10 protein-coding genes and 1 tRNA gene are annotated in these 12,484 nt (G+C 62.6%); 8 read left to right on the top strand and 3 right to left on the bottom strand.

Annotation, left to right across the window (positions count from 1 at the left end; translation table 11 throughout):
* The first annotated feature begins 20 nt into the window (after positions 1-20).
* Positions 21-1,466 carry a pyruvate kinase gene (gene pyk, locus HMPREF1478_RS08815; protein WP_082157768.1) on the top strand — a complete coding sequence of 482 codons (1,446 nt, stop codon included), beginning with the start codon at positions 21-23 and terminating at the stop codon, positions 1,464-1,466.
* Positions 1,467-1,705: 239 nt separating this feature from the next.
* Complete coding sequence (locus HMPREF1478_RS08810; protein WP_016461722.1) at positions 1,706-1,921, top strand: hypothetical protein; 216 nt, start codon at positions 1,706-1,708, stop codon at positions 1,919-1,921.
* Between the two features lie 131 nt (positions 1,922-2,052).
* On the opposite strand, the gene HMPREF1478_RS08805 is transcribed toward HMPREF1478_RS08810, so the two are convergent.
* A tRNA-Leu gene (locus tag HMPREF1478_RS08805) sits at positions 2,053-2,126 on the bottom strand.
* A gap of 63 nt (positions 2,127-2,189) precedes the next feature.
* Here HMPREF1478_RS08805 and HMPREF1478_RS08800 point away from each other — a divergent pair.
* On the top strand, positions 2,190-2,780 hold the full coding sequence (locus tag HMPREF1478_RS08800; RefSeq protein WP_007588074.1) for an ANTAR domain-containing response regulator: 591 nt from the start codon (positions 2,190-2,192) through the stop codon (positions 2,778-2,780).
* Positions 2,781-2,837: 57 nt separating this feature from the next.
* On the opposite strand, the gene HMPREF1478_RS08795 is transcribed toward HMPREF1478_RS08800, so the two are convergent.
* Positions 2,838-3,314, bottom strand: a complete 477-nt coding sequence (locus HMPREF1478_RS08795; protein WP_016461721.1) for a hotdog fold thioesterase — start codon at positions 3,312-3,314, stop codon at positions 2,838-2,840.
* Here HMPREF1478_RS08795 and polA point away from each other — a divergent pair.
* The 3 genes from polA to HMPREF1478_RS10650 all read left to right on the top strand — a co-directional run bounded on the left by polA (position 3,313) and on the right by HMPREF1478_RS10650 (position 7,954).
* Positions 3,313-6,039, top strand: a complete 2,727-nt coding sequence (gene polA, locus HMPREF1478_RS08790) for a DNA polymerase I (protein WP_198008393.1) — start codon at positions 3,313-3,315, stop codon at positions 6,037-6,039. The two genes, HMPREF1478_RS08795 and polA, sit on opposite strands and share 2 nt — an antisense overlap.
* Before the next feature lie 171 nt (positions 6,040-6,210).
* Complete coding sequence (rpsA, locus tag HMPREF1478_RS08785; protein WP_016461719.1) at positions 6,211-7,647, top strand: 30S ribosomal protein S1; 1,437 nt, start codon at positions 6,211-6,213, stop codon at positions 7,645-7,647.
* A gap of 91 nt (positions 7,648-7,738) precedes the next feature.
* A complete protein-coding gene (locus HMPREF1478_RS10650) occupies positions 7,739-7,954 on the top strand; it encodes a hypothetical protein (RefSeq protein WP_148332994.1) in 216 nt (71 codons plus the stop codon).
* Between the two features lie 216 nt (positions 7,955-8,170).
* Here HMPREF1478_RS10650 and brnQ read toward each other — a convergent pair whose 3' ends face one another.
* Positions 8,171-9,520 carry a branched-chain amino acid transport system II carrier protein gene (gene brnQ, locus HMPREF1478_RS08780; RefSeq protein WP_016461718.1) on the bottom strand — a complete coding sequence of 450 codons (1,350 nt, stop codon included), beginning with the start codon at positions 9,518-9,520 and terminating at the stop codon, positions 8,171-8,173.
* 91 nt (positions 9,521-9,611) lie between these two features.
* On the opposite strand from brnQ, the gene coaE reads away from it, so the two are divergent.
* Positions 9,612-10,304, top strand: coding sequence for a dephospho-CoA kinase (coaE, locus tag HMPREF1478_RS08775; protein WP_016461717.1), 693 nt, complete (start codon positions 9,612-9,614; stop codon positions 10,302-10,304).
* Positions 10,305-10,386: 82 nt separating this feature from the next.
* Complete coding sequence (uvrB, locus tag HMPREF1478_RS08770; protein ID WP_016461716.1) at positions 10,387-12,471, top strand: excinuclease ABC subunit UvrB; 2,085 nt, start codon at positions 10,387-10,389, stop codon at positions 12,469-12,471.
* Positions 12,472-12,484: the final 13 nt, after the last annotated feature.

Genomic DNA, 12,484 nt, shown 5'->3' with positions numbered 1-12,484 from the left:
TGGGCGGTAAACTCTTATCTATGCGTCGAGCTAAGATTGTCTGCACTATTGGACCTGCTACTGATTCTCCTGAGCAGCTCCAGGCACTGGTGGACGCCGGCATGGATGTCGCGCGTATTAACCGGTCGCATGGAAAGGCTGAGGAACACGAGGCCGTTATTGAGCGCGTGAGGAAGGCGTCTGCGACGTCCGGTCGCGCGGTCGCTGTCCTGGTTGACCTCCAGGGCCCCAAGATCCGCCTGGAAACCTTCCAGGATGGCCCCCAGGAGCTCAAGATCGGTGACACGTTCACCATCACCACCCGTGATGTTCCCGGCACGAAGGAACTGGTCGGGACGACCTTCAAGGGGCTTCCCGGCGACTGCGCTCCCGGTGACCGCTTGCTGATCGACGACGGCAACGTCGCGGTCCGCGTCGTCGAGGTGACGGATACTGACGTCGTGACCCGCGTCGAGGTTCCCGGCATGGTCTCGGACCACAAGGGCCTCAACCTTCCCGGCGTTGCCGTGTCCGTCCCCGCCCTGTCTGAAAAGGATAAGGAAGACCTGCGCTGGGGCATTGAGCAGGATGCCGACTTCATCGCGCTGTCCTTCGTGCGTTCCGCGCAGGACATCAAAGACGTCCACGAGATCATGGACGAGATGGGCAAGCGCATCCCGGTCATCGCCAAGATCGAAAAGCCGCAGGCCGTTGAGGCGCTGGAAGAGATCGTCGAGGCATTTGACGGCATCATGGTCGCCCGCGGTGACCTCGGTGTTGAGATGCCCCTGGAAGCCGTGCCGCTGGTTCAGAAGCGCGCGATTGAGCTTGCTCGTATCGCCGCCAAGCCGGTCATCGTCGCGACGCAGGTTATGGACTCGATGATCAAGAACCCGCGCCCCACGCGTGCCGAGGCCTCCGACTGCGCGAACGCCATCCTTGATGGCGCCGATGCGGTCATGCTGTCCGGTGAGACGTCGGTCGGTGCTTTCCCGATTGAGACCGTCCGTACGATGGCCGCCATCATCGAGTCGACGGAAGAAAACGGTGGTGAGCGCATCGCCTCGATCCCCGGTTTCTACGCTGATCGTGCGGGTGTTATCTGCGAAGCTGCCGCTCGTATCGCCGAGCACCTGGATGCCCGTTACCTGGTGACGTTTAGCCAGTCCGGCACGTCGGCGCGTCTGCTCTCACGCATGCGCCGTCCGATCCCGATGCTGGCGTTCACGCCGCTCGAGTCGACGCGTCGTCGCCTCGCGCTGTCCTGGGGTATTCAGACCTACCGTGTTCCCGAGGTACAACACACGGACGACATGGTGTGGCAGCTCGATCAGGTCGTGCAGTCCTCGCACCTGGCGGACATCGGTGATCAGCTCGTGATCGTTGCCGGTATGCCGCCGGGCATCGCTGGCTCCTCGAACATGCTGCGTATCCACGAAGTCGGAGATGAAGCCGACTATGCGATTGGCGGTCTGCGCCACGCGTGAGATGCGTGAGTAGTGGGGGCCCTGGCGATGAGCCAGGGCCCCCACTGTTTTTGTTTCGTCACGTGGACAAAACGGGATTCGTGGAATAAAGTACACGGATACACGTTGAGACACGTGGACGCCGCACCAACGACGGCGCGGCACACGCAGCAAAGTGCTGCTCGGCGTGCTCAGAAATGCCTGTGCGATCAAAGCATGTTTTCTGGGGCGCCCGAAGAGAAGAAGATGGAGGAAGAAAAATGAATACGAACATCCGGACCGTGTCGGTCCACGACACTCTGTTTGGTCGTGTGGCCAACAACCTGGAGGTCGGCCAGCTCTCGCGCGCCGTTGAGCCCTGGTTTGCTGACTTCCACGATTCGAGGGTCAAGCAGGCTATCGCCGATCTTGACGAGCCGGCCCGCAGGGGCGCGGCTGCCGAATACCTCGGTCTCGAACTGAGCGTCGTGGCCTGAGTCGACAGGGGCCGACAAGCATTGCTTGTCGGCCCCTTTTCCGTCTGCGGTTTTGATGTATCAATTGTGGTGCGCACGTCGCATATGCGCTGAAATGCCGGTACCATTAGGAGCACGTACTCCACTGGCGGTACCCCGAGTGGGATTCGAACCCACAACAAGCCGGGTTTGAGCCGACCGCCTCTGCCAGTTGGGCTATCGGGGCTTCGCGTGTGCGAGACCCACAATAGAGCAGCTGAGCAAACCGATCAAATTGAGGAATATGACAATGAGTGAAGAGCAGGCTGAACCGCGTCGCGTCCTCGTCGCAGAAGACGAGGGGTTGATTCGTCTCGATATTGTTGAGACGCTCACCCAGGCGGGGTTCGAGGTCGTCGGCGAGGCCGCCGACGGTGAGGAAGCTGTCGAGCTGGCACTCGAGCTCGAACCCGATCTGTGTGTGATGGATGTCAAGATGCCGAAGATGGATGGCATCACAGCAGCGGAAAAGATCTTGCAGGAACTGTCGTGCGCCGTCGTCATGCTCACCGCCTTCTCGCAGACGGAGCTTGTCGAGCGCGCGCGTGACGCCGGTGCGATGGCTTACGTCGTGAAGCCGTTTAGCCCGGCCGACCTGATTCCCGCCGTTGAGATTGCTCTGTCGCGTCACGCTGAGATCGAGTCGCTTGAGGACCAAATCGCCGATCTGTCTGATCGCTTCGAGACTCGTAAGCGCGTTGACCGCGCCAAGGGCCTGCTGATGAAGAACATGGGAATGAGCGAGCCTGAGGCCTTCCGCTGGATCCAGAAGACGTCGATGGATCGTCGTCTGTCGATGCGTGAGGTCGCTGACGCGGTCATCAACCAGGTTGACGACTGAGAGTCGCGCATGCGAATGGGGAGGGTCATGACCCTCCCCATTGCTGTTTCTTGACCCTCAGTCGTGGCTAGAGCGCACGAGGATTCGGTTAGTGACGCGTGCGACTGAGATAAGGCGGTCGGCCTCGTCCCTGATCTCCACAGTGTGGACGGTTGACGAGCGCCCCAGGTGGACGGCGGTTGCGGTCGCGGTGATGATCCCTTCCCGTCCAGCGCTGATATGCGATGCGTTGAGTTCGGTGCCGACGGCGTAGGCCTGCTTGCCGGGGTTTGTCTCGCGCGCATGAATCTGGGCCGCGAAGGATGCAGCCGTCTCGGCAAGTGCTGCGGAAGCACCTCCGTGCAGAATGCCAGCGCTCTGGCGGTTTCCGTCGATCGGCATCGAGATGACGGTGCGCACAGCACTGTGCTCGACAACCTCCATGCCGGTGGCTTCCATGAGGGTTCCGGGCCAGTGTGCACCGACCCAGCCACCGCGGGCGAGGGGATCGGGTGAGGAAGACTGCGTGTGTTTCGTCTGGTGATCATGTGTCATGGCATCTAGGGTGGCATGTGTGAGTGACACTGTGCTGATTATTGATGGCCATTCCATGGCGTTTCGCGCCTTCTATGCGCTCCCGCCGGATAACTTTGTGACGGCCACTGGCCAGCACACGAACGCTGTTTATGGCTTCGTTTCAATGCTGACGCGCCTGTTGGAGACCGAGCGGCCGACGCATATCGCGGTCGCTTTCGATGTGTCGAGGCACTCATTCCGTACTGAGGAGTACCCGGAGTACAAGGGCACGCGTGACGCGACGCCCGAAGAATTTAAGGGGCAGGTGGAGCTCATCCGCGAGGTGCTTGATGCGATGGGTATCGTGTCTCTGTCCCGTGAGGGTTTTGAGGCCGACGATATCCTTGCGACTCTCGCGTATCGCGCAGGTCACGAGGGATCGACTGTTCTGGTGGTGTCCGGTGATCGTGACTCGTTCCAGACGGTGACCGACAACGTGACTGTGCTCTATCCCGGTACGGGGCCTGGTGATCTGCGCCGTATGACTCCGCAGGCAGTCGAAGACAAGTACGGCGTACCGCCGCATCGTTACCCCGAGATCGCTGCAATCGTGGGGGAGACGTCGGATAACCTGCCTGGTGTGCCAGGTGTGGGACCGAAGACCGCCGCGCAGTGGATCAACAAGTTTGACGGTCTCGATAACCTGCTGGCGCGTGCCGATGAGATCGGTGGAAAGCGCGGCGCTGCACTGCGTGAACACATGGACGACGTGGCGCGCAATCGTCGTCTCAATCGTCTGCTCACCGACATGGACCTTGAGGTGTCGCTGAGCGATCTCGCGCGTCGTCCAACGGATATTGCCGCCGTCGACCGTCTCTTCGACTCTCTCGAGTTTGGGCGTCTGCGCCAGAAGGTGCGCGAGGTCGCCGGTGTCGGCATGGGGGAGGGGCGCGTCGACGAGGCGCCCGAGGCTGTGGCCGAGGTGGAGATCTCGGTGTCCCTCGCGGATGCTTCCTGCGACATCGCCCAGTGGGCTCGCGCCCACTCGACGCTCGCTGTGCTCGTTGAAGGCGACATGCGGCCGACTCGTGGCGACGTCACCCGTCTTGTCCTCGCCTCTGACAACGAGGCGCTCGTGATCGACCCCGTCGAACTGAGTCCCAAGCAGGAGGAAGCGCTCGGTGACGTTCTTGCCACGGCCTCGTCCCTGATCGTGCATGACGCGAAGGGCACACGTCATGCGCTCGCTTCGCGCGGCTGGACTCTCGGCGGCGTCGCGTTCGATACCATGCTGGCTGCCTATCTCGCGCATCCCGATCAGCGCTCCCACAAGCTCGAAGATGTTCTGTCGCGTGTCCTCGGCGTCGTCATCGACGAGGAGGAGGGTGATTCGGATGCTCTCTTCGGCCTGGGGGACATCGGTGCTGGTCCAAGCGCTGCCGCGTTGCGCGCCGGGAAACTAGCGGCCCACCTGCACCCGCTTGCCTCCACTCTGCGCTCGCGTCTGGAGGAAAGCTCCGAAGCCTCTCTTCTCACCGACATGGAGATGCCCCTGTCGGTCCTGCTCGGTCAGATGGAGGACATCGGCATTGCCGCAGACACGTCCGTGCTCGATGGGCTCTCCGACGAGCTCGGCAAGGCCGTCGATGCCGCGCGCGAGGGAGCGTGGGCCGCGGCGGGACGCGAGGTCAACCTATCGAGCCCCAAGCAGCTCCAGGAGCTACTTTTCGATCACTTCGGTCTGCCCAAGACGAAGAAGACGAAGACCGGGTACACGACGAACGCCGAGGCCTTGGCTGATTTGCACGCGAAGACGGCGGATGAAGGGGGAGCGGGGCATGACTTCCTCGGGTTCCTGCTGACCCACCGCGACCGCATCAAGCTCAAGCAGATGGTGGACTCCCTGTCCGCCACCGTCGCCTCGGATGGACGCATCCACACGACGTTCTCTCAGGTTGCGGCGGCCACGGGTCGCCTGGCGTCCTCCGACCCGAACTTGCAGAACATCCCCGCGCGCAGCGCCGACGGTATGCGTATCCGTGGCGCCTTCGTTGCGGGTGAGGGCTTTGAGTCACTGATGAGCGCGGACTACTCGCAGATCGAAATGCGCCTGATGGCGCACCTATCCGGAGATGAGGCGCTCATTGAGGCGTTCAACTCCGGTGAGGACCTGCATCGGACCATGGCGTCAATGGTGTTCGGCACTCCAGTCGCCGAGGTGACAGGTGAGGAACGCTCGCGAATCAAGGCCACCTCATACGGACTGGCCTATGGTCTATCCTCCTACGGCCTCGCCGCTCAGCTCGGTATTCCCGTGCCCGAGGCCGCCGCCCTGCGTGATCGCTACTTCGAACGCTTCGGGAAAGTCCGCGACTACCTCGAAGGACTCGTTGCGCAGGCGCGAGCTGACGGATACACCCAGACCATGTTTGGCCGGCGCCGCTACCTGCCCGACCTGCGCTCCTCGAACCGCCAGCGTCGTGAGATGGCTGAGCGTGCCGCCCTGAATGCACCCATTCAAGGCAGCGCGGCAGACATCGTGAAGATCGCGATGATGAACGTTGCGACCGCATTGGCCGAGGCGGGACTCGCGTCGCGGCTCCTCGTCCAGATTCACGACGAATTGCTCCTCGAAGTCGCTCCTGGTGAGGCAGCGGACGTCGAGAACATCGTCCGAGACAAGATGGCCACCCCCGTCGAGCTTTCCGTGCCGCTTGATGTCGCTATTGGGATCGGCGCGTCTTGGCAGCTCGCGGCGCACTGACGGTCAAGACGACGCGACGCACGCCACGGAAAGTGTCGCCAAATTCGTCACATTTGCCCGTCAAAGGCTGCTAAACTAAACCCCAGTGTCTGGGGACAGGTGCATCCGCATCGGTCTTCAGGCGCTGGAACTGTCCATCTACTATCCAGTCCGTTTCGGAGAAACTACTACATGACCACCAACACGCCGCAGGTCGCTATCAACGACATTGGTTCGGAAGCAGACCTGATCGCAGCCATCGACGAGACCATCAAGTACTTCAACGATGGTGACATCGTCGAGGGCACTGTCGTCAAGGTCGACCACGACGAGGTCCTCCTCGACATCGGCTACAAGACCGAGGGTGTCATCCTCTCTCGCGAGCTGTCCATCAAGCACGACGTCAACCCCGACGACGTTGTCGCCGTGGGCGACCAGATCGAGGCGCTCGTCCTCCAGAAGGAAGACAAGGAAGGCCGCCTCCTCCTGTCGAAGAAGCGTGCGCAGTACGAGCGCGCGTGGGGCCAGATCGAGAAGATCAAGGAAGAGGACGGCGTCGTTACCGGTACCGTCATCGAGGTCGTCAAGGGCGGCCTGATCCTCGACATCGGCCTGCGCGGCTTCCTGCCCGCCTCCCTCGTCGAGATGCGTCGCGTCCGCGACCTCGCCCCCTACATCGGTCGCGAGATCGAAGCGAAGATCATCGAGCTCGACAAGAACCGCAACAACGTGGTCCTGTCCCGCCGCGCATGGCTCGAGCAGACCCAGTCCGAGGTCCGCACGAACTTCCTGCACACCCTCCAGAAGGGCCAGGTGCGCACCGGCGTCGTCTCCTCCATCGTCAACTTCGGCGCATTCGTCGATCTCGGTGGTGTCGACGGCCTGGTTCACGTCTCCGAGCTGTCTTGGAAGCACATCGACCACCCGTCCGAGGTCGTCGAGGTTGGCCAGGAGGTCACCGTCGAGGTTCTCGACGTCGACATGGATCGCGAGCGCGTCTCCCTGTCGCTCAAGGCCACCCAGGAAGATCCGTGGCAGGCATTTGCCCGCACCCACGCCATCGGCCAGGTTGTGCCCGGCAAGGTCACCAAGCTGGTCCCCTTCGGTGCGTTCGTGCGCGTCGAGGACGGCATCGAGGGCCTCGTCCACATCTCCGAGCTGGCTCAGCGTCACGTCGAGCTGCCCGACCAGGTCGTCAAGGTCGGCGAAGAGGTCTTCGTCAAGGTCATCGACATCGACCTCGAGCGTCGCCGCATCTCCCTGTCCCTCAAGCAGGCCAACGAGGGCGTGGACCCGAACTCTGAAGAGTTCGATCCCTCGCTCTACGGTATGGCCGCCGAGTACGACGAGAACGGCAACTACAAGTACCCCGAGGGCTTCGATCCGGAGACCCAGGAGTGGATGGAAGGCTTCGACGCTCAGCGCGAGGCTTGGGAAGCCCAGTACGCCGAGGCTCAGGCCCGCTGGGAGGCCCACAAGGCTCAGGTCCGCAAGGCCCTCGAAGAGGACGCCGAAGCGGCTCCCTCCATCGAGGAGCAGGCCTCCTACTCGACCCCGGTCGACAACGAGGGCACCCTTGCTTCCGACGAGGCCCTGGCCGCGCTGCGTGAGAAGCTGACGAACAACTGAACCAGTCTTTGTGACTGACCTTCAACTCGTCAGTTCACGTTTGTGAACACATAGGTGGTGGCCCCCGGGTTTTCCTGGGGGCCACCACTTTTTGTCTAATTTTGGCCGCCGCCAGATCTCCGACCGCCGCGAGGCCTGCCCGCCCGCTCGCCGTCCGCGCCGCGAGCTTCGCTCGGCGCGTCGTCTCGAAGCCCGGCCGGGCCCCGCAGTCCTCGCGGCGGCCTCCAATCGGGCGGCGCTAGGCATGCTCTGGCCAGGCCCCGCCGCGGCCCACGTGCGCCGCAGCCAGGCCCCCTCGGTCTTGTGATGACGGGTTACTCAACAATGTCGCACGTAATTCCCTTGCGTGTCTTTCACACGTTGAAGTTGCATCGTTGGAATTGCAACGTTTTGAGAGGGGCTTGAAAACTGACCGTTGGAAATTATGTGCGACTTTTGTTCTGGCTGACGTCGTGGCCTCGTCGCACAGACAACGAGACCCCGCTCAACAATGATGCTGTGCGGGGTCTGACGCTGACAGTGATTAGGTCGCCGAGCGTTTCATCACTGCCAGGTCGACGCACGCGCCGATCATCGCCGCGATGACGGTGGGCGCGATCCAGCCGAGCTGATTTGCTTGGAGCGGGCTCAACATGAGCACGGAGTTGAAAGCGTCTGTCGCTACGCCGACATGTGCCAGCGTCGTTGCCGCAGACCAAGCCGCTGCCATCCATGCGCTCAGACGGAACGTCCACAGTGCCGACGTTGCGAGGCGCATGGGGTGAGTGATGATCGTGACGAACACGACCGTGATCGCGACGGGGTAGAGGAACGTGATGATGGGGACCGCGATTGCGAGTACAGAGCTGAGGCCTGCAGAGGACAGTGCGAAGGAAATAATCGTAAAGACGATCATCCATGCGCGGTAGGAGACCTGCGGGAGGAGGCGGTGGAAGAACTCCGATGTCGCGGCGATCAAGCCGACAGCCGTCGTCATGCAGGCCGTCAGAACGATCAGGCCGAAGACAATCTGCCCGGGCCACCCCATCGTCATCTGGGCAGCATCGGCGAGCAGGGTTGCACCGTCGCTGTAGCTTTGAGCATTCGGGATCACGTGGCCGATGAGGCCCAGCCCCACGTAGACGACGCCGAGCAGCGAACCTGCGATAATCGCCGCCGTCGATGTACGACGAACGACCTTCGCGCCGATGCCTCCACCCGTATGTCCCAGCGACGTGACGACGATGATGCCGAAGGCCAGAGCGGCGATCGAGTCCATCGTCATGTAGCCTTCCAGGAGACCCGCGGCAAGGGGAGACGCCGTGTACTCCCCGGTCGGCGCATCGTGCGAGGCTGGCAGGGAAGCCAGGCAGAGGAACACCAGGAGCACAAGGAGCCCGAGCAGAATCGGTGTGAGCACTTTGCCGAGCGCATCGATGATGTGGCCGGGATTCCAGCACAGATAGAAGGCGATGGCGAAGAAAATAAAACTGAAGATGATTGACGCGGTGAGAGACTTCGTCCCAATAATGGGCGCGACAGCCGTTGAGAAAGACACGGCACCCGTACGGGGCAGCGCGTAGAAAGCGCCGATCGACAGATACACCATGACGGAGAAGACGAGTCCGAAGGGCTTTCCCGCACGACTGACAAGATCGCGGATATCCGTCCCGGACAGGGCAATCGTAATGATCGAGATGACGGGCAGAGCGACTCCGCCGATGAGGAAGCCGATCATCGCGGGGGTTAAGTTGGTGCCGGCCGACGCGCCCATGATCGGCGGGAAGATCAGGTTGCCTGCACCGAAGAACATGGAGAAGAGCGTCAGGGAGGTCGCGATGAGGACCGCGATGCCTGAACGCTCAGTGGAATCGTCGTTGACTGTCTGCGTCACTGCTACTCACTTGATGATGTGGGTTCTCTAACAGCTCCAATTCTTGCATGGGGGCATATAAGCGCAACCGCAGGAGCGATAGGCTGGGCGAGTGAACACTGCTCTTCGCTCCGGGTCTTGTACGGCCGCGCTCATCCGTCCGCCCGCCGCGCCTCGCAGTCAAGGACCACGCCGCATCATCGCGGTCAGTGGTGGCATCGGCTCTGGCAAGTCAACGGTGACGCGCGTCTTCGCGTCCAAGGGAGCTGTCATCGCCGACGCCGATGCCATTGCGCGACAGATACTCGAGCCGGGAGAACCAGCGCTTGCCGAGGTCGCACGGGCTTTTGGGGATGACCTCATCGGGGACGACGGCAGCTTGGACCGGGCGCTCCTGGCAGCTCGGGTATTTGGAGGCGAAGGGGCCGACGAACGGGTCGCCCGGCTGAATGCCATCACGCACCCCGTTATCGAGGCCCGAGCGTGGTCAATCCTGCGTGGAGCCCCTGAGGGCACCCTCGCGGTCTACGACATTCCGCTCCTCATCGAAGGAGACCAGGCGGATCGCTTCGACGCGGTTGTCATTGTGGATGCGCCCATCGAGGCGCGCATCAAGCGACTGGAGGGCAGGGGAGTGGCCCCCGAGGATGCGCGTGCACGTATCCGCGCCCAGGCCTCGTCGCAGGAGCGCCGTGCCATCGCGTCCATCTGGATCGACAACGAGGGCAGCGCCGACGACCTCGAGAAGGTTGCAGGCCTCGTCTACGAGTACTGGCTGACCCCGGACGTTCCCGTCACTGATTGACGAGGCCGGGGCGCTCCACGCTCCTCGCGAACCCATGTGCTTTGTGCGCGCAGCTCCAGTGCCTGGACGGTAGCGTAGGAGGGTGAGCGAAACCCCCGTCATCCGCCAAGACAAGCCTTTCGAGGTCATCTCCCCCTACACGCCGTCGGGTGACCAGCCCAAGGCGATCCGAGAGCTGGCTGCGCGCATTCGCGACGGCGAGCAGGACGTCGTCCTCATGGGTGCGACGGGCACGGGCAAGAGCGCGACCACGGCGTGGCTCATCGAGGAACTGCAACGCCCCGCGCTGGTCCTCGAGCCCAACAAGACCCTCGCCGCCCAGCTCGCCGCCGAGTTCCGCGAGCTGCTGCCCAATAACGCGGTCGAGTACTTTGTGTCCTACTACGACTACTACCAGCCCGAGGCCTACGTCCCCCAGACGGACACGTTCATCGAGAAGGATTCCTCGATCAACGACGAGGTCGAGCGCCTGCGGCACAGCGCCACGAACTCCCTGCTCACGCGGCGTGATACCGTCGTCGTCTCCTCCGTGTCCTGCATCTACGGCCTCGGTACTCCCGAGGAATACGTGGCCCGTATGATCGAGCTCGAGCGGGGCATGATTATCGACCGTGACGCGCTGCTGCGTCGCTTCGTCGCCATGCAGTACGTGCGTAACGACATGGCGTTCACGCGCGGCACCTTCCGCGTGCGCGGCGACACGATCGAAATCATCCCGGTGTATGAGGAGCTCGCGATTCGCATCGAGATGTTCGGCGACGAGATCGATTCTCTCGCGGTGCTGCACCCGCTGACCGGCGACGTGATCGACCAGGTCGACCACACCTACCTGTTCCCCGCCTCGCACTATGTGGCGGGTGAGGAGCGCATGAAGAAGGCGATCGCCTCGATCGAGGACGAGCTTGACGACCGTCTCGCATGGTTCCGGGCGCAGAACAAGCTCCTCGAGGAGCAACGCCTGCGCATGCGCACGACCTTCGACCTGGAGATGCTCAAGGAAATCGGCTCCTGCTCGGGCGTCGAGAACTACTCGCGCCACATCGACGGGCGAGGCCCGGGCACACCCCCGCACACGCTCCTGGATTACTTTCCCGACGACTTCCTGCTCATCATCGATGAGTCCCACGTGACCGTCCCACAGATCGGCGCGATGTTCGAGGGCGACATGTCGCGCAAGCGAACCCTTGTCGACTACGGATTCCGCCTGCCCTCGGCGATGGACAACCGCCCGCTCAAATGGGATGAGTTCACGCAGCGCATCGGCCAGACCGTCTACCTCTCCGCGACCCCCGGCCCCTATGAGCTTGAGCGCTCGGACGGCGTGGTCGAGCAGATCATTCGTCCGACGGGCCTCGTCGATCCGCTCGTTGTCGTCAAACCCACCGAGGGACAGATCGATGATCTCCTCGAACAGGTGCGGCTACGCGTTGAACGCGACGAGCGCGTCCTCGTCACCACCCTCACCAAGAAGATGGCCGAGGAGCTCACGACCTACCTGGCCGAACGCGGCGTCAAGGTCGAGTACCTGCACTCCGATGTCGACACGCTGCGCCGCGTCGAGCTGCTGCGCGAGCTGCGCCTGGGCACCTTCGACGTGCTCGTCGGCATCAACCTGCTGCGCGAGGGCCTGGACCTGCCCGAGGTCTCCCTCGTCTCCATCCTCGACGCCGACAAGGAAGGCTTCCTGCGCTCCACCCGTTCCCTCATTCAGACGATCGGCCGCGCCGCCCGAAACGTGTCCGGCGAGGTCCACATGTACGCCGACAACATGACGGATTCGATGAACGAGGCCATCTCCGAGACGATGCGTCGTCGCGAAATCCAGATCGCCTACAACAAGGAACACGGCATCGATCCGCAGCCACTGCGCAAGAAGATCTCCGACGTCACCGACATGCTGGCACGCGAGCAGGTCGACACGCAGACGTTGCTTGAGGGCGGATACCGCAAGGAGAAGAGTAAGCGGGAGCGCACCGACGCGACCGGTGGGGGTCGCGCCGTGACGTCGGGCCAGCGCGCCGAAGCTGAGCTCGCCGAACTCATCGAGGAACTATCCGCTCAGATGATGACCGCCGCTCAGCACCTCCAATTCGAGGTCGCTGCTCGTCTGCGCGACGAAATCGAAGACCTCAAGAAGGAACTGCGTGCCATGAAGCGAGCACACTGAGCGTGCTTTCTGC

The sequence above is a fragment of the Actinomyces sp. HPA0247 genome, from assembly GCA_000411415.1.
Taxonomy (GTDB): Bacteria; Actinomycetota; Actinomycetes; order Actinomycetales; family Actinomycetaceae; genus Pauljensenia.
This window is presented reverse-complemented; position numbering and strand designations above follow the sequence as displayed.